The following is an 18,052-nucleotide window of genomic DNA, read 5'->3' on the forward strand; positions in this document are numbered from 1 at the left end:
CGCCGGGACCGGTCCGCGCGCGTGTCGCCATTCGGGTCACCCGACCCGGGCGGCGCGGCCCGCCGCGGACCCCGGGAAAACCGGTCTGCCGCCCCGTCCCGGGCGCCGTACACTGGGCGGAGCGAAAAGCATGGATGGGGACGAGTAGCGGCGTACGCAGCCAGGAGCGACCCGGGGCCGGTGGAAGCCCGGGGGCGAGCGCGACGCGAAGATCACCCCGGAGCCGCCGGAAGAACGCCCAGGACGAGGTCCAGGGGCCGCTAGACCCGGCATCGCGACCCCAATGAGGGGGTTCGCCGGAGCACACGCTCCGGAGGGCCAAGGAGGGTGGTACCGCGGGAGCGCGCCGCACACGGCGTACGTCGCACGGCAGTGGCGGCAGGCTCTCGTCCCTCCGACGGAAGAAGGCAGATCCGCCGGAGGAAGACTGATGACGCAGTACCGCCAGGTGCCCGCCCAGGTCGACCTGCCCGCCCTCGAGCACGCGGTGCTCGACTTCTGGGACGAGCAGAAGATCTTCGCCAAGAGCCTGGAGCAGTCCGAAGGGCGCCCCGAGTGGGTGTTCTACGAGGGCCCGCCCACGGCCAACGGCATGCCGGGTGCCCACCACATCGAGGCCCGCGTCTTCAAGGACGTCTTCCCGCGCTTCCGCACCATGCGCGGCTACCACGTGGCGCGCAAGGCGGGCTGGGACTGCCACGGCCTCCCCGTGGAGCTGGCGGTCGAGAAGGAGCTGGGCTTCACCGGCAAGAAGGACATCGAGGCGTACGGCATCGCCGAGTTCAACGCCAAGTGCCGCGAGTCCGTGACCCGGCACACCGACGCCTTCTCCGACCTGACGACCCGCATGGGCTACTGGGTCGACCTCGACGACGCGTACCGCACCATGGACCCCGCCTACGTCGAGTCGGTGTGGTGGTCGCTGAAGGAGATCTTCAACAAGGGCCTGCTGGTCCAGGACCACCGTGTCGCCCCCTGGTGCCCGCGCTGCGGCACCGGCCTCTCCGACCACGAGCTGGCGCAGGGCTACGAGACGGTCGTCGACCCCTCGGTCTATGTCCGTTTCCCCCTCACCTCCGGTCCCCTGGCCGGTCAGGCCTCGCTGCTGATCTGGACGACGACCCCCTGGACGCTGGTGTCCAACACGGCGGTCGCCGCGCACCCCGAGGTCCGCTACGTCGTGGCGACCGACGGGACCGAGAAGCTGGTCGTCGCCGAGCCACTCGTCGAGAAGGCGCTCGGCGAGGGCTGGGAGACGACCGGCGAGTCCTTCACCGGCGCCGAGATGGAGCGCTGGAAGTACCAACGCCCGTTCGAGCTCGTCGAGTTCCCGGCCGAGGCCCACTTCGTGGTCAACGCCGAGTACGTGACGACCGAGGACGGCACGGGTCTGGTCCACCAGTCCCCCGCGTTCGGTGAGGACGACCTCAAGGTCTGCAAGGCGTACGGCCTCCCCGTCGTGAACCCGGTGCTGCCCGACGGCACCTTCACCCCCGACCTCCCCCTCGTGGGCGGCGTCTTCTTCAAGAAGGCGGACGAATCGCTGACCGAGGACCTCAAGGACCGCGGTCTGCTCTTCCGGCACCTGCCGTACGAGCACAGCTACCCGCACTGCTGGCGCTGCCACACCGCGCTCCTCTACTACGCGCAGCCGTCCTGGTACATCCGCACCACGGCCGTCAAGGACCGCCTCCTCCAGGAGAACGAGAAGACCAACTGGTTCCCGGAGACGGTCAAGCACGGCCGCTTCGGCGACTGGCTGACCAACAACATCGACTGGGCGCTGTCCCGCAACCGCTACTGGGGCACCCCGCTGCCGATCTGGCGCTGCGAGGAGGGCCACCTCACCTGCGTCGGCTCGCGCGCGGAGCTGTCCGAGCTGACCGGCACCGACCAGTCGCAGCTCGACCCGCACCGCCCGTACATCGACGACGTCACCTTCCCCTGCACCCACGAGGGCTGCCCGTCGACGGCGACGCGCGTGCCGGAGGTCATCGACGCCTGGTACGACTCGGGCTCGATGCCGTTCGCGCAGTGGGGCTACCCGTACCAGAACAAGGAACTGTTCGAGTCCCGGTACCCGGCGCAGTTCATCTCCGAGGCCATCGACCAGACGCGTGGGTGGTTCTACACGCTGATGGCGGTCGGCACGCTGGTCTTCGACAAGTCCTCGTACGAGAACGTGGTGTGCCTCGGCCACATCCTCGCCGAGGACGGCCGCAAGATGTCCAAGCACCTGGGCAACACGCTGGACCCGATCCCGCTGATGGACCGGCACGGCGCGGACGCGGTGCGCTGGTTCATGGCGGCCGGCGGCTCCCCGTGGGCGGCCCGCCGGGTCGGCCACGGCACCATCCAGGAGGTCGTCCGCAAGACGCTCCTCACGTACTGGAACACGGTCGCCTTCCAGGCCCTGTACGCCCGTACGTCCGAGTGGGCACCCAGCGAGGCGGACCCGGCCCCGGCCGACCGCACCGTACTGGACCGCTGGCTGCTGTCCGAGCTGCACCAGCTCACCGACGAGGTCACCAAGGCGCTCGAGGCGTACGACACCCAGCGCGCCGGCAAGCTGCTGTCCGCGTTCGTCGACGACCTCTCGAACTGGTACGTGCGCCGCTCGCGCCGCCGCTTCTGGCAGGGCGACAAGGCCGCGCTGCGCACCCTGCACGAGGTGGTCGTCACGGTCACCCAGCTGATGGCGCCGCTGACGCCGTTCATCTCCGAGCGGGTCTGGCAGGACCTGGTCGTCCCGGTCACCCCGGGCGCCCCGGAGTCCGTGCACCTGTCGTCGTGGCCGGAGGCCGACCTGTCGGCGATCGACCCGAGCCTGTCCACGCAGATGGCGCTGGTGCGCCGCCTGGTCGAGCTGGGCCGCGCCACGCGCGCGGAGTCGGGTGTCAAGACGCGCCAGCCGCTGTCCCGCGCGCTGGTGGCCGCCTCCGGCTTCGACACGCTCTCCCCCGAGCTGCACGCGCAGATCACGGAGGAGCTGAACGTGTCGTCGCTGGCCTCGCTCTCCGAGGTGGGCGGCAGCCTGGTCGACACGACCGCCAAGGCGAACTTCCGGGCGCTCGGCAAGCGCTTCGGCAAGCGCGTCCAGGACGTCGCGAAGGCCGTGGCGAACGCGGACGCGGCGGCGCTCTCCCTCGCCCTGCGCGAGGGCACGGCCTCGGTGGAGGTCGACGGCGAGAAGGTCGACCTGGCTCCCGACGAGGTCATCATCACCGAGACCCCGCGCGAGGGCTGGTCGGTGGCCTCCGACTCGGGGGCCACGGTCGCCCTCGACCTGGAGCTCACCGAGGAGCTGCGCCAGGCGGGCCTGGCCCGTGACGCGATCCGCCTGATCCAGGAGGCCCGCAAGAACAGCGGCCTGGACGTCGCGGACCGGATCGCCCTGCGCTGGACGTCCACGGACCCGGCGGTGATCTCGGCGCTGTCCGAGCACGCCGGCCTGATCGCCGACGAGGTCCTCGCAACGGACTTCGCCCAGGGCGAGGCGGACGCCGCCTACGGCGAGCCGTTCACGGACGAGGGCCTGAGCCTGGAGTTCCGCCTCCGCAAGGCGTAGTGCACCGTTCCCGGAGGGGCTGCCCGAACCATCGGGCAGCCCCTCCGGCGATTGAGGAGCGGGGTCCGGGGCGGAGCCCCGAGACAGCACCCCGTCACGCCCCCGGGCAACACAAAGACCTCGGCCCGGATCGCAGAAACGATCCGGGCCGAGGCCTGAATGAACGCCGACGCCTCTAGGGCGCTACAGCCGGGCTCAGTTGTCGTCCTCGTCGATGAGGAAACCGCGCATCGGCGACGGAGCCTGACCCATCGGCTGCGGGCCCTGCGGCCGCACCGGAGCCATCGGCTGCGTCATGGCGGGCGACATCTGCTGCTGGCCGCCGTACGACGGGCCACCGGCGGACGGGTTGCCACCCATGGTCTGGTTACCACCGTAGGAGGGGGCACCGGCACCGGCGGGAGCCATCGACGGCGCCGGGGACGGCGGCAGCGAGGCGGTGGCCGGGGTGCGCGGCGGAGCCAGCGAGTCGTCGGACTGGGACTCCAGCTGACGCAGCTGCGACTCCAGGTACGACTTCAGACGCGTGCGGTACTCGCGCTCGAAGCCGCGCAGGTCCTCGACCTTGCGCTCCAGCGTGGCGCGGGCGGACTCCAGGGAGCCCATCGCGACGCGGTGCTTCTCCTGCGCGTCCCGCTCCAGGGCGTCGGCCTTGGCACGGGCGTCACGCTCGAGACCCTCGGCGCGGCTGCGGGCCTCGCCGACGATCTTGTTGGCCTCGGAGCGGGCCTCGGCGATCGCCTGGTCGGCGGTCTGCTGGGCCAGCGAGAGGACACGGGCGGCGCTGTCGCCACCGGGGCCCTGACCGGGCTGCGGCATCTGCGGGCCGCCCATCGGACCGCCGCCGCCCATGGGGCCGCCCATCGGGCCGCCGAGCTGCGGCTGCTGGCCCATCGGACCCTGGCCCATCGGGCCGGGACCCTGCGGGCCGCCCTGCGGACCGTGGCCACCCGGACCGGCCGGAAGCTGCGGGGCACCGCTCGGCAGCTGCGGCGGACCACCCATGGGGCCGCCCATCTGCTGCTGCGGCGGGCCCGATATCCCGGCGGGCACCGGGGCGCCCGGGCCCCGCATGCCCTGCGGGGGACCCTGCTGGTCCTGCGGACCACCGGGGCCGTCGGGACCACCGGGGCCGCCGGGACCCTTGCGCATACCGCCCTGCTGCTGGTTCTGCGCGGCGGCACGCGTGGCCGCGGCCAGCTTGGCGCGCAGATCCTCGTTCTCACGCAGGAGACGGGTCAGTTCGGCTTCGACCTCATCGAGGAAGGCATCGACCTCGTCCTCGTCATAGCCTTCTCGGAGGCGGACGGTCGTGAACTGCTTGTTCCGCACGTCCTCGGGGGTCAGCGGCATCTCTTCACCTCAACGTTGTCGTCGGCATTCGGCAAGACCGTAGTTGACATCGCGCTCACAGCCCGCTCACGACAGTGATCAGGATATAGACGATGATCATCAGTACGAAGAAGGACAGGTCGAGCGCCACGCCCCCGAGACGCAGCGGCGGAATGAACCGCCGCAGAAGCTTGAGCGGTGGATCAGTGACAGTGTAGGTGGCCTCCAGAACGACCACCATCGCCTTGCCGGGTTGCCACGAGCGGGCGAACTGGAAGACATAGTCCATGACCAGCCGGAAGATCAGCACGATGAGGAAACACATCAGCGCGATGTAGACCACATCCAAAACCACGCCCATGTCGGTGGTTCCCTCTCCCCTGTGTCTCGTGCCTCATGACTAGTACCTAGCTAGTCGTTGAACTAGTGCTGCGTCTCAGCTCTGGTTGAAGAACCCGCCCTCTGCGATGCGGGCCTTGTCCTCCGCCGTGACATCGACGTTAGCAGGCGACAACAGGAACACCTTCTGCGTCACCCGCTCGATGCTTCCGTGCAGACCGAAGACGAGACCGGCGGCAAAGTCGACAAGTCGCTTCGCGTCGGTGTCGTCCATCTCCGTCAGATTCATGATCACCGGAGTGCCCTCACGGAAGTGTTCCCCGATGGTACGGGCCTCGTTGTAGGTCCGGGGGTGCAACGTGGTGATGCGGTAGGGCTCCCGCTCGGACACGACCTTGGGCATGATCACCGGTGCGTTCTTCTCCAGGCTCTGACGTTCAGGTGTGATGGATGCCACGGGGGCGATTCGTGCCGGACGTCCCGATTCAGCGCCGAGCGAAGCCGAGGGACGGACCGGCTCGCGCTGAGCGGGCGGCTGCACCACTCGTACCGGTTCGTCCTCTTCGATCACTGAACGCGCACTGTGTGACTGGTGCGACGGCTCGTGCCGCCGGCGGTCACGCTCGGGTTCCGGGTCGAGCTCGGGTTCGAAGTCGTCGTCGGGGTCGAACCCCCGGCCGTCGTACCCATCGTCCTCCACGAGGCCGAGGTAGACCGCCATCTTGCGCATCGCGCCGGCCATGCTCTGAGTCCTCCGCTCTGTGGTGGATCGGCTGACGTCAACCAAAATGCCCGCGATCCACGCGATCTCCCCGCCCATCAGCGAGAATGACCATATTTTCTGCTGTGGTCCGACTTCTTGGCGACGTTACCCGAGCCTCGGCCGGACACCGAGGACCGCCGTACCGACGCGCACATGTGTCGCTCCGGCCGCCACGGCCTGCTCGAGATCCGAACTCATCCCTGCCGAGACCATGTTCGCAGCCGGATGGGCCGCGCGCAGGGCAGTCGACAAATCCATGAGGCGCTCGAACGCCGCCTGTTGCCGGCCCGCGTAGTCCCCGGTGAGCGGCGCGACGGTCATCAGTCCGTCGAGCCGCAGCCCCGGCGCCTCGGCCACGCGCGCCGCCAACTCCTCCACTCCGCCCACTCCCACGCCACCGCGCTCGCCCCGGCCGTCCTCGTCGGCGTCGAGGGCGACCTGGATCAGGCAACCGAGCTCGCGCTCGGCCCGTACCGCCTCCTTGGACAGCGCCGTGACGAGCCTCGCCCGGTCCACGGACTGCACCAGATCGGCATAACCCACCACGGAACGCACCTTGTTGGTCTGCAACTGACCGACGAAGTGCCAGGTGAGCGGGAGGTCCGCGCACTCGGCCGCCTTGGGTGCGGCGTCCTGGTCACGGTTCTCGGCCACGTGCCGCACACCGAGCCCGGACAGGATCCGGACGTCGCTCGCGGGATAGGTCTTGGTGACCACGATGAGAGTGACGTCCTCGCGCTTGCGACCCGCGGCGGCGCAGGCGGCGGCGATACGTTCCTCCACCCGGGCCAGGTTCGCGGTGAGTTCGTCCTTACGTCCCTGAAGGTCCGTCATGTCGTTTCAGTCCAGCCAGACATAGCTCGCGAGGCGCCCGGTGGTGCGCTCGCGGCGGTACGAGAAGTGGTCGTGCGACTCCAGGGTGCACACCGGCGACGCGCGCCGGTCGTGCACTCCGAGCCTTTCGAGTTGCGCGTGCACACCGGCGGTCACATCGACGGCCGGAGTGCCCCAACTGGTCTCGGCGTACGCCGCCGGCTCGATCTCGGCGACCTCCGCCCGCATGTCGGCGGGGACTTCGTAGCAGCGCCCGCAGACCGCGGGCCCGGTGCGGGCGACGATCCGGCCCGGCTCCGCGCCGAGCTTCACCATCGCCCCGACCGCGGCGGGGACCACCCCCGCGACCATGCCGGGGCGTCCCGCGTGTGCGGCGGCAACGACTCCGGCGACGGGATCGGCGAGCAGCACCGGGGTGCAGTCCGCCGTGAGCACGGCGAGGGCGAGGCCGGGCCGTGCGGTGACCAGGGCGTCGACGCTCGGTACGGCGGCGTCCGTGGCCCAGGGCCCGTCCACCACCGCGACGTCGGGCCCGTGCACCTGGTTCATCCAGACGACCCGGGCCGGTTCGAGGCCGAGCTCCCGGGCGGCCAGCTCCCGGTTGCGGAGCACGGCGTCGCGGTCGTCGCCGACGGCCCCGCCGAGATTGAGCTCCTCGTACGGAGCGGCGCTCACCCCGCCCCACCGGTCGGTGAAGGCGAAGTGGGCGCCGCTTGCCGGGGACGCCGCTGGCACGGCGTCGAGCTGTCCTATCACTTCAGTGGTCCGAGCTTCCCGAGGTCACTTCAGGAAGTCCGGGACGTCCAGCTCCTCGGCCTGGCTGTCCGGGTAGGACGGCCGGGGCACGTGGGGCGGGGCGACCGGGGCCGACGGGGCCTCGTTCACCGGGGCGGGCTCGGCCGGCTCCGGCTTCAGCTCCTCGCGGGGCGTGACGCTGCCGAGGCTGCCGAAGGTCGGACGCGAGGGCTCGGCGGCCGACGCGGCACGGGCCGCCGCGGCCGGGTCCTCGCGCTTGACCGACGACGAGCTGATGACGTTCTCCCGCTTGGCCGGCGGCTGTCCGCCGTCGAAGCCGGCGGCGATCACCGTGACCCGCACCTCGTCGCCGAGGGCGTCGTCGATGACGGCACCGAAGATGATGTTCGCCTCGGGGTGCGCGGCCTCGCTGACCAGCTGCGCGGCCTCGTTGATCTCGAAGAGACCGAGGTCCGAGCCGCCGGAGATGGAGAGCAGCACACCGCGGGCGCCGTCGATGGACGCCTCCAGGAGCGGCGAGGAGATCGCCATCTCGGCCGCCGCCACCGCGCGGTCGTCGCCGCGGGCCGAGCCGATGCCCATGAGGGCGGAACCGGCTTCGGACATCACGGACTTGACGTCGGCGAAGTCGAGGTTGATCAGACCCGGGGTGGTGATCAGGTCGGTGATGCCCTGGACACCGGAGAGCAGGACCTGGTCCGCCGACTTGAACGCGTCGAGGACGGAGACCTGCCGGTCCGAGATGGACAGGAGCCGGTCGTTCGGAATGACGATGAGGGTGTCGACCTCTTCGCGGAGCTCGGCGATGCCGTCCTCCGCCTGGTTCGCCCGGCGCCGTCCCTCGAAGGTGAACGGGCGGGTGACCACGCCGATCGTGAGGGCGCCGAGCGAGCGTGCGATGTTGGCCACGACGGGCGCGCCGCCGGTGCCGGTGCCGCCGCCTTCACCGGCGGTGACGAAGACCATGTCGGCCCCCTTGAGGACCTCCTCGATCTCCTCGCGGTGGTCCTCGGCCGCCTTGCGGCCGACGGCCGGATTGGCTCCGGCGCCGAGTCCGCGGGTGAGTTCACGGCCGACGTCGAGCTTGACGTCCGCGTCGCTCATCAACAGGGCTTGCGCGTCGGTGTTGATGGCGATGAACTCGACGCCCTTGAGACCGACCTCGATCATCCGGTTGATGGCATTGACACCACCGCCGCCGACACCGATGACTTTGATGACTGCGAGGTAGTTCTGCGGTGCTGCCACGTCGAAGGCCTCTCGCCTCGAGTTACGTGTCGTCGCTCGCCTTCTGCGCTGCGACGACTGATGCCGAATTGGGGCGGTCCGGACTACTAGTTGACTACTAGTCGGCTGCCGACCCGAACCCTAACGCTGAAGTTTAGGGTTACCAGTGTGTCTGTTCCCTGGACTCTTCCGAACCTGACACTAAGTCGACAAGTGGCGCCCGTTCAACGAACACGCCGAACCTCCCGTTTTTCTTTTCACCCTATGTGATCAGCCGTAGCGCTGCCCAACCAGGGTGCTGGCCTGCGCTGATGTGCGTCAACTCCCCACTGACGCAGGGGCGGTGGGAACACTCACGTCGAAGTGCCGTGCCTTCGGAGCGGCTTTCATGAGAGCGGCGAGAGCGTGTACCTTCTGCGCGCTCTTCTCGCCGCTTCCCCAGACGACGGTCCGTCCGCCGGTGAGTTCCAGCGAGATGTCGTCGTAGGAACGGACCTTGACGGTCCGGGTGTCGCGCGCCACCGCGGCGGGCAGCAGGCCCGCGACCCGCACGGCTTCCCGGGTCAGACGCTCGGGGCCGAAACGGCGCAGACTGGCCGCCGCGCCCCGCTGATCGGGCGTCAATTCCAGTCGGGGAACGCCCTTCGGGGCCTTGTCGACCGTCGCGAAACGCACGCCTTCATGGTCGACTTCGACGAACTTGCCCGAATTTCGCTCGTCCGCGGCAATCAGAACCGGCTTGCGTTCCGTCACTTTCAGCCCGATTCCGTGCGGCCAGGAACGCACCACATCAACTGCGTCAATTCGGGGCAATTTCTGGCGCAGCCGGTCCGCAATGGCATCCGTGTCGACGGAAATCAGCGGGGCACCGACGGGAACGGCGGCCGCGTCGCGCACCTGGGCGGGCGTCAGGACCTCGGTTCCGGAGATCGTGACGCGCTCGACGCGCAGCCATTGCGAACCGTAGAGCGACCAGATGCTGCCCGCCCCGATCAGGACGAGCAGCACTCCGGTCACGATGAGCGTGCGGACGCTCGGACGACGGAAGCGGGGCGGGGGCGGGCCGGCCTCGTACGCCTCGGCGTCCTCTCGGTCCGTCACAGCCGATCCGGCCACGCTCGCTCCTTCTACGTCACTGGTGACGCGAGTTGATCGCCTCGTACACCATGCCGACGAGCAGGTCGTCGGCGTCCCTGCGGCCGAACTCGGACGCGGCGCGGGACATCTCGAACAGCCGGTGCGGATCGGCGAGCACGGGCAGTACGTTGCCCTGGATCCACTCCGGGGTCAGCTCCGCGTCGTCGACCAGCAGGCCGCCGCCTGCCTTGACCACCGGCTGGGCGTTGAGCCGCTGTTCGCCGTTGCCGATGGGCAGCGGGACGTAGGCGGCCGGGAGCCCGACGGCGGAGAGTTCGGCGACGGTCATCGCGCCCGCGCGGCAGAGCATCATGTCGGCCGCGGCGTACGCGAGGTCCATCCGGTCCACGTACGGTACCGGGATATAGGGGGGCATACCCGGCATCTGCTGAACCTGCGGCAGTTCGTTCTTGGGACCGACCACGTGCAGGATCTGGATGCCGGACCGCTGGAGCAGCGGGGCGACGCGCTGGACGACCTCGTTCAGCCGGCGGGCGCCCTGGGAGCCGCCGGAGACCAGCAGCGTCGGCAGGTTCGGGTCGAGGCCGAACGCGGCGCGGGCCTCGGGGCGCACCGCGGCCCGGTCCAGCATGGCGATGGTGCGGCGCAGCGGGATGCCGATGTAGCGGGAGTTGCGCAGCTTGCTGTCCGGGCTGGAGACGGCGACCTGGGCCGCGTACCGCGAACCGATCTTGTTGGCCAGGCCGGGCCGGGCGTTGGCCTCGTGCACGATGATCGGCACGCCGAGCCGCTTGGCGGCCAGATAGCCGGGCAGCGCCACATAGCCGCCGAACCCGACCACCGCGTCCGCCTTGGTCCGCTCCATGATCTGCTCGGCGGCCTTGATGGTGCCGCGCAGCCGCCCGGGGACGGTGATCAGCTCAGGGGTGGGCTTGCGGGGCAGCGGGACGGCGGGGATCAGCGCCAGTTCGTAGCCACGCTCGGGTACGAGCCGTGTCTCGAGCCCCCTCTCCGTGCCGAGGGCCGTGATGCCCACGGTCGGGTCCTGCCTGCGCAGGGCGTCCGCGAGGGCGAGCGCCGGCTCGATGTGGCCGGCGGTCCCCCCACCGGCGAGTACGACATGCACCGAAATTCACCGCTCTCCGGACGTACGCGCCGTGGCGCGCCGTCGCATCGTGTTCCATCTCATCCCACGCTCCCCCGAGGTTCGCCGCATGGCGAGGGCCGCCCGCGCCGCCGGCTCGTCCCGCGCGAACGCGATCAGAAGTCCCACGGCGAACATGGTCGGCAGCAGTGCGGAACCTCCGTACGAGAACAGCGGGAGCGGGACACCGGCGATCGGCAGCAGGCCGAGCACCGCACCGATGTTGACCACGGCCTGCGCCGTGATCCAGGTCGTCACACCACCCGCGGCGTATCGAACGAAGGGGTCCTCCGTGCGTCCGGCCACGCGGATACCCGCATAGCCTAGAGCCGCGAACAGGGCGAGCACCGACAGCGTCCCTGCCAGGCCCAGTTCCTCACCGGTGATGGCAAAGATGAAGTCGGTGTGCGCTTCGGGAAGTTGACCCCATTTTTCCACACTGGCGCCGAGGCCGGAACCGAAGAATCCGCCCGAGGCCAGGGCGTAGATCCCGTGCAGTCCCTGCCAGCACATGTCGTCGGGGCCCGCGTCGGCGCGGCCCAGGCAGGCGAGGCGGGCCATTCGGTTGGGGCTGGTCTTGATGAGCATGACGCCGATGGCGCCCGCGACGGTGAGCACCCCGACGAAGAGCCGGGTGGGCGCTCCGGCGAGCCAGAGAAGGCCGAAAAGGATGGCTGTGAGCAGGATCGCGGTGCCCATGTCGCCGCCGAGCATGATCAGGCCGAGCAGCAGGAAGGCGACCGGGACCAGCGGCACCAGCATGTGCTTCCACTGGGTCAGCAGCCGCTTGTCGTGCTTGCGGGCGAGCAGGTCGGCGCCCCAGAGGATCAGCGCCAGCTTGCCGAACTCGCTGGGCTGGAGCATGAAGGGGCCGCCGAGCGAGATCCAGTTCTGGTTGCCGTTGATCGACACCCCTATCCCGGGCACCTGGACGAGCGCCATCATGAAGACGCTGACGGCGAGGATGGGATAGGCGAGCGCGCGGTGCAGCTTCACCGGCATCCGCATCGCGAGCACCAGCAGGATCGAGCCGAGGACGGCGGCGATGAACTGCTTGCGGAAGAAGTAGGAACCGGTCAGGCCCATCTGCAGGGCCGTGATCATCGACGCCGAGTACACCATCACCAGGCCGAGGCCGGTGATGAGCAGCGCTGAGCCGAGGATCAGGTAGTAGGCGGTGAGCGGCCGGTCCCAGGCGCGGCGTGCCTGGGTGTACAGGCGGCGCAGCGGATTGGCGCGGGCCCGGTAGACCTTGCTCGTCCTGCGCGGTGGTGCGGCGGGGCGCTTGGTGGTGCTACCGGCCATCACGGACCCCCGTTCCGCAAGCGGTCTGCGCTGCCACGTCCCCTCCCGAAGGGTGCCCGGCGTCACCGGGCACCCGTGGGTCCCTCAGACGCTGGTGGCGCCGAGTTCGCGGACTGCTTCCGCGAACGCCTCGCCACGCTTGTTGTAGTTGGTGAACATGTCCATCGACGCACAGGCCGGAGCCATCAGCACGGTGTCCCCCGGGCGGGCGAGCCGTGCTGCCTCCTGGACCGCCGCCGACATCGCCCCAGTGTCGGTCCGGTCGAGGTCGACGACGGGTACTTCCGGCGCGTGTCGCTCCAGGGCTTCACGGATCAGGCCACGGTCGGCGCCGATCAGGACGACGCCCCGCAGCCGCTTAGCTGCGTCGGCGACCAGTTCGTCGAAGGTGGCTCCCTTGGCGAGCCCGCCCGCGATCCACACGATGGACTCGTAGGAGGCCAACGACGCCTGTGCGGCGTGGGTGTTGGTGGCCTTGGAGTCGTCGATGTACGCGACCTCGTCGACGTCGGCGACGTGCGCGATGCGGTGCGCGTCCGGCGTGAAGTTGCGCAGCCCGTCGCGCACGGCGGCGGGCTCGACGCCGAAGGCGCGGGCGAGGGCGGCCGCGGCGAGGGCGTTGGCGATGTTGTGCGGGGCCGACGGGCGTACGTCGGTGACCTCGGCGAGCTCCTGCGCGTTCTTCTGCCGGTCGGCGACGAAGGCGCGGTCGACCAGGATGCCGTCCACGACACCGAGTTCGGAGGGGCCGGGCGTGCCGAGGGTGAACCCGATGGCGCGGCAGCCCTCCTCGACGTCGGCCTCGCGGACCAGGTTCTCGGTGGCCTTGTCGGCGACGTTGTAGACGCAGGCGACCTGATTGCCCTCGTAGATGCGGCCCTTGTCGGCGGCGTAGGCCTCCATGGAGCCGTGCCAGTCGAGGTGGTCGGGCGCGAGGTTGAGGACGGCGCCGGAGTGGGCGCGCAGCGAGGGCGCCCAGTGCAGCTGGTAGGAGGACAGCTCCACGGCGAACACGTCGTAGGCGTCGTCGCCCTGGAGGACGACGTCGATGATCGGCGTACCGATGTTGCCGACGGCCGCCGTGCGCAGGCCCGCGGCCTCCAGGATCGACGCGAGCATCTGCGTGGTCGTGGTCTTGCCGTTGGTGCCGGTGATCGCGAGCCAGGGCGCGGCGCCCGGACCGCGCAGCCGCCAGGCGATCTCCACGTCGCCGACGACGTCGACACCGGCCGCCGCGGCCGCCGCGAACAGGGGCGACGAAGGCTTCCAGCCGGGCGAGGTGACGACGAGATCGGTGCCCTCGGGCAGGGTGGTCGCGTCGCCGAGCTGTACGGAGATACCCGCCTCTCGCAGGAGAGCGGCCTTTTCGTGGTGAGCGGGGCTGTCGCCGCCGTCGACCACGGTGACCGACGCGCCGAGGCCGGCCAGGGCGCGGGCGGCGCTGAGGCCGCTCACGCCGAGACCGGCGACGGTGATGTTCTTGCCTGCCCAGAGGGAGGTCACTTCTTGGCTGCCCATCCTGCGTAGAAGAGGCCGAGTCCGACGATCACGCACATGCCCTGGATGATCCAGAACCGGACCACGACAAGGACTTCGGACCACCCCTTGAGTTCGAAGTGGTGTTGCAGTGGCGCCATGCGGAAGACCCGCTTGCCGGTCATCTTGAACGAGCCGACCTGGATGACCACGGACATCGTGATCATCACGAACAGGCCGCCCAGGAGGGCGATCAGCAGCTCGGTGCGCGAGCAGATCGCGAGACCCGCGAGGGCGCCGCCGAGGGCGAGCGAGCCGGTGTCACCCATGAAGATCTTGGCCGGTGAGGTGTTCCACCACAGGAAGCCGAAGCAGGAGCCCATGAGGGCGGAGGCGACGACGGCCAGGTCGAGTGGGTCTCTGACCTCGAAACAGGCGCCCGGGTTGGTGAGGGTCTGCGCGTTGGCGCAGGACTCCTGGAACTGCCAGACACCGATGAAGGTGTAGGCGCCGAAGACCATCACGGAGGCGCCGGTGGCGAGGCCGTCGAGGCCGTCGGTCAGGTTCACGCCGTTCGACATCGCGAGGATCATGAACAGCGCCCAGACCACGAAGAGCACCGGGCCGATCGTCCAGCCGAAGTCCTCGACGAACGAGAGCTTGGTGGAGGCCGGGGTGTTGCCGCGGACGTCCGCGAAGTTGATGGCGAGCAGCGCGAAGGCGATGCCGACGATCAGCTGTCCGGCCATCTTCGCCTTGGCCCGCAGACCGAGCGAACGCCGCTTGACGATCTTGATGTAGTCGTCGAGGAAGCCGACCAGGCCCATGCCCGCCATCAGACCGAGGACGAGCAGGCCCGACAGGGTCGGGGCGGCGCCGGTGATCAGCTTGCTGAGGAAGTACGCGATGAGCGTCGCCAGGATGAAGGCGATGCCACCCATGGTCGGCGTACCGCGCTTGGAGTGGTGCTCGCGCGGGCCGTCGTCACGGATGTACTGGCCGTAGCCCTTGCGGGCCAGCAGCTTGATGAGCAGCGGGGTGCCGACCAGGGTCAGGAAGAGACCGATGACACCCGAGAAGAGAATCTGCTTCATCATCGGGCATCAGCCCCGCCCTGTACGTCGTCCAGCAGCGCCTGTGCAACGCTCTCCAGGCCCACCGACCTGGACGCCTTCACGAGCACGACGTCTCCCGGGCGCAGCTCGCTGCGCAACAGGTCGATCGCCGCCTGTGCGTCGGACACGTGCACCGACTCCTCACCCCACGAACCCTCGTTATAGGCGCCCAGTCGCAGCCAGGACGCTTCCCTGCCCCCGACTGCCACGAGCTTGCTGACGTTGAGCCGGACGGCGAGCCGTCCGACCGCGTCGTGCTCGGCCAGCGCGTCGTCACCGAGCTCGGCCATCTGGCCGAGCACCGCCCACGTACGACGCCCCTTGCCCATGGCCACCAGGGCGCGGAGAGCCGCGCGCATGGACTCGGGGTTCGCGTTGTAGGCGTCGTTGACGATCGTGACGCCGTCCGGGCGCTCGGTGACCTCCATCCGCCAGCGGGACAGGGTGCCCGCCTCGGAGAGCGCGAGGGCGATCTCCTCCACGGACATACCGAGGTCGTGGGCGACGGCGGCCGCAGCGAGCGCGTTCGACACGTGGTGCTCACCGTACAGCCGCAAGGTCACTTCGCTGCACCCGGAGGGTGTGTGAAGGCTGAAGGAAGGGCGGCCGTTCTCCGTGAGACGGACATTCTCGGCACGAATGTCGGCTTCGGCGGCCTCTCCGAAGAGGAGCACCTTCGCCTTCGTGCGCGAGGCCATCGCCTTCACCAGCGGATCGTCGGCGTTCAGGATCGCGGTGCCGTCGGCGGGCAGCGCCTCGACGAGTTCCCCCTTTGCCTGCGCGATCTGCTCGCGGCCGCCGAACTCGCCGATGTGGGCGGTTCCGACATTGAGGACGAGGCCGACCTTCGGGGGCGTGAGGTCCGTCAGGTAGCGGATGTGGCCGATGCCGCGGGCGCCCATCTCCAGGACGAGGAACTGTGTCTCGTCGGTGGCGGAGAGCGCGGTGAGCGGCAGCCCGATCTCGTTGTTGAACGAGCCGGGCGTGAAGACCGTGGGGGCCTTGCTCCGCAGCACCTGGGCGATGAGGTCCTTGGTGCTGGTCTTGCCGGCCGAGCCGGTCAGCGCGACGAGCGTGGCGCCGAGCCGGGCGACGACGTGCCGGGCGAGTGCGCCGAGCGCCGCCTTGACGTCGTCGACGACGATGGCGGGCACTCCGACGGGCCGGGTGGCCAGGACCGCGACGGCGCCCTTGGCGACCACGTCGGCGGCGTAGTCGTGGCCGTCCACGCGCTCACCGGCGAAGGCGGCGAACAGGCTGCCGGGCTCCACCTCACGGGAGTCCCTGACCACCGGTCCGGTGACCCGGACCTGCGGATCCGGTATGTCGTACGTCTGCCCGCCGACGACTGTGGCGATCTCGGCGAGGGAGAGGGCGATCACAACTTCATCCCTGGGTTTGCTCGATGGCTTCGCGAAGCACCAGGCGGTCGTCGAAGGGACGCACCACCCCGGCGATGTCCTGTCCCTGCTCGTGGCCCTTGCCGGCGACGAGCACGGTGTCGCCGGGCTCGGCGCGCGCGACGGCGGCGGCGATGGCCGCGGCCCGGTCCTCGAAGACGGCGACGTCGCCGCGCTCGTGGGCCGGCACGTCGGCGGCGCCGGCGAGCATCGTCGCGAGGATCGCGAGGGGGTCCTCGGAGCGGGGGTTGTCGGAGGTGAGGATGGCCGTGTCGGCGAACCGCGCGGCGGCGGCGCCCATCGGCATCCGCTTCGTCCTGTCCCGGTCCCCGCCACAGCCCAGCACGATGTGCAGCTTGTTCTCGGTGACCTTGCGCAGCGCCTTGAGGACGGACTCGACGGCGTCGGTCTTGTGCGCGTAGTCGACGACGGCGAGGTAGTCCTGCCCGGCGTCCACGCGCTCCAGGCGGCCCGGCACGCCGGGCACGGCGGCGACGCCGTCGGCCGCGGTCTGCGGGTCGATCCCGGCGACGGCCAGGGTGGCGATCGCGGCGAGGGTGTTCGCGACGTTGAAGGGGCCCGGCAGCGGTGCCTTGGCGGCGATCCGCTCGCCCTTGGGGCCGACGACGGTCAGCGTCGAGCCGAGCGGCCCGACCTCGACGTCCTCGGCGCGCCAGTCGGCGTCGGGGTGGCCCTCGGCGGAGAAGGTGACGACGGGGACCTCGGACTCGTCGATGAGCCGGCGCCCGTACTCGTCGTCGTAGTTCACGACGCCCTGTTTGCTGCGCGCACGCGTGAACAGCTGCGCCTTCGCCTGGAAGTAGTCCTCCATGTCCCGGTGGAACTCCATGTGCTCCGGGCTGAGGTTGTTGAAGACGGCGACGTCGAAGACGCAGCCGTCGACCCGGCCGAGCACGAGGGCGTGGCTGGAGACCTCCATGGCGACGGCGTCGACGCCGCGCTCGCGCATGACGGCGAACAGCGCCTGGAGGTCGGTGGCTTCGGGGGTGGTCCGCTCGGACTTGATCCGCTCGTCGCCGATGCGCATCTCGACCGTGCCGATGAGCCCGGTGGAGCGCACCTCCCGCAGACCGCCCTCGACGAGGTACGCGGTCGTGGTCTTCCCGGACGTGCCGGTGATGCCGATCTGCAACAGGTCACGGCCGGGGTGGCCGTAAATGGTCGCGGCGAGCTCGCCCATCTGTCCGCGCGGGTTCTCGACGACGAGCGCGGCGAGTCCGGCGGCGGTGACGCGGTCGGCGCCGGCCGGGTCGGTGAGCGCGGCGACGGCGCCGAGACCCGCGGCCTGCGCGGCGAAGTCGGCGCCGTGGGCGCGGGCTCCGGGCAGGGCCGCGTACAGATCGCCGGGGCGAACCGCGCGGGAGTCATGGGTGATGCCGGTGACCTCGACCGTGGCCCGGGGTACGGCGACCCCCAGCTGACCGGCCAGTTCCACGAGGGATGCGGCGGTGACCTCGGCCGGTCGCGGCGGCCCGGGATATGTCACGGGTGCGCCCTTCTGGGTGGTTTGGGACTGATCAGCGTGTGGCACGGCGGTGAGCGTACCGGGCCCGGCCCGCCCTGAGCGAAGCGAGGGGCGTGGCGCGGGCTGGTTCCCTGGATCGGGGGTGATGGTTGTCACGGGGTCTTCAGGCTGTCTTCACTGTGTGGGGTGATCATGGTCACGGCAGGTCC

General features: G+C 70.1%; 14 protein-coding genes. 1 reads left to right on the forward strand and 13 read right to left on the reverse strand.

Annotated features, from left to right (window positions below; all coding sequences use genetic code 11):
- The first annotated feature begins 430 nt into the window (after positions 1 to 430).
- On the forward strand, positions 431 to 3,568 hold the full coding sequence (gene ileS / locus ABII15_RS10640; protein WP_353942046.1) for an isoleucine--tRNA ligase: 3,138 nt from the start codon (positions 431 to 433) through the stop codon (positions 3,566 to 3,568).
- 195 nt (positions 3,569 to 3,763) lie between these two features.
- On the opposite strand, the gene ABII15_RS10645 is transcribed toward ileS, so the two are convergent.
- The 13 genes from ABII15_RS10645 to ABII15_RS10705 form a co-directional block, all read right to left on the reverse strand.
- Positions 3,764 to 4,921 (reverse strand): DivIVA domain-containing protein, encoded by a 1,158-nt coding sequence (locus tag ABII15_RS10645; RefSeq protein ID WP_353942047.1) that lies wholly within the window; start codon positions 4,919 to 4,921, stop codon positions 3,764 to 3,766.
- A gap of 55 nt (positions 4,922 to 4,976) precedes the next feature.
- Complete coding sequence (locus ABII15_RS10650; RefSeq protein WP_353942048.1) at positions 4,977 to 5,261, reverse strand: YggT family protein; 285 nt, start codon at positions 5,259 to 5,261, stop codon at positions 4,977 to 4,979.
- A 75-nt stretch (positions 5,262 to 5,336) separates the two neighbouring features.
- The gene (gene sepF / locus ABII15_RS10655; protein ID WP_353942049.1) at positions 5,337 to 5,981 is read right to left on the reverse strand and encodes a cell division protein SepF; all 645 of its coding nucleotides are present in this window, start codon (positions 5,979 to 5,981) and stop codon (positions 5,337 to 5,339) included.
- A gap of 126 nt (positions 5,982 to 6,107) precedes the next feature.
- Complete coding sequence (locus ABII15_RS10660; RefSeq protein WP_353942050.1) at positions 6,108 to 6,836, reverse strand: YggS family pyridoxal phosphate-dependent enzyme; 729 nt, start codon at positions 6,834 to 6,836, stop codon at positions 6,108 to 6,110.
- 6 nt (positions 6,837 to 6,842) lie between these two features.
- Positions 6,843 to 7,592 carry a peptidoglycan editing factor PgeF gene (gene pgeF / locus ABII15_RS10665; RefSeq protein WP_353942051.1) on the reverse strand — a complete coding sequence of 250 codons (750 nt, stop codon included), beginning with the start codon at positions 7,590 to 7,592 and terminating at the stop codon, positions 6,843 to 6,845.
- A gap of 24 nt (positions 7,593 to 7,616) precedes the next feature.
- Complete coding sequence (gene ftsZ, locus ABII15_RS10670) at positions 7,617 to 8,840, reverse strand: cell division protein FtsZ (RefSeq protein ID WP_353942052.1); 1,224 nt, start codon at positions 8,838 to 8,840, stop codon at positions 7,617 to 7,619.
- Positions 8,841 to 9,137: 297 nt separating this feature from the next.
- Positions 9,138 to 9,935 (reverse strand): FtsQ-type POTRA domain-containing protein, encoded by a 798-nt coding sequence (locus ABII15_RS10675; protein ID WP_353942053.1) that lies wholly within the window; start codon positions 9,933 to 9,935, stop codon positions 9,138 to 9,140.
- A 16-nt stretch (positions 9,936 to 9,951) separates the two neighbouring features.
- Complete coding sequence (murG, locus tag ABII15_RS10680) at positions 9,952 to 11,043, reverse strand: undecaprenyldiphospho-muramoylpentapeptide beta-N-acetylglucosaminyltransferase (protein WP_353942054.1); 1,092 nt, start codon at positions 11,041 to 11,043, stop codon at positions 9,952 to 9,954.
- Between the two features lie 6 nt (positions 11,044 to 11,049).
- Complete coding sequence (gene ftsW, locus ABII15_RS10685; protein WP_353942055.1) at positions 11,050 to 12,366, reverse strand: putative lipid II flippase FtsW; 1,317 nt, start codon at positions 12,364 to 12,366, stop codon at positions 11,050 to 11,052.
- Between the two features lie 84 nt (positions 12,367 to 12,450).
- Positions 12,451 to 13,884, reverse strand: a complete 1,434-nt coding sequence (gene murD, locus ABII15_RS10690; RefSeq protein WP_353942056.1) for a UDP-N-acetylmuramoyl-L-alanine--D-glutamate ligase — start codon at positions 13,882 to 13,884, stop codon at positions 12,451 to 12,453.
- Positions 13,866 to 14,939 (reverse strand): phospho-N-acetylmuramoyl-pentapeptide-transferase, encoded by a 1,074-nt coding sequence (gene mraY / locus ABII15_RS10695; RefSeq protein ID WP_111661786.1) that lies wholly within the window; start codon positions 14,937 to 14,939, stop codon positions 13,866 to 13,868. Before mraY ends, murD begins: the two co-directional genes overlap by 19 nt.
- Positions 14,936 to 16,339, reverse strand: a complete 1,404-nt coding sequence (gene murF, locus ABII15_RS10700; RefSeq protein WP_353942057.1) for a UDP-N-acetylmuramoyl-tripeptide--D-alanyl-D-alanine ligase — start codon at positions 16,337 to 16,339, stop codon at positions 14,936 to 14,938. The genes mraY and murF overlap by 4 nt, the downstream gene beginning before the upstream one ends.
- Before the next feature lie 4 nt (positions 16,340 to 16,343).
- Complete coding sequence (locus ABII15_RS10705) at positions 16,344 to 17,999, reverse strand: UDP-N-acetylmuramoyl-L-alanyl-D-glutamate--2,6-diaminopimelate ligase (protein ID WP_353942058.1); 1,656 nt, start codon at positions 17,997 to 17,999, stop codon at positions 16,344 to 16,346.
- Between the last annotated feature and the right edge of the window lie 53 nt (positions 18,000 to 18,052).

It is taken from the genome of Streptomyces sp. HUAS MG91, from assembly GCF_040529335.1.
In the GTDB taxonomy this organism is placed as follows: domain Bacteria; phylum Actinomycetota; class Actinomycetes; order Streptomycetales; family Streptomycetaceae; genus Streptomyces; species Streptomyces tabacisoli.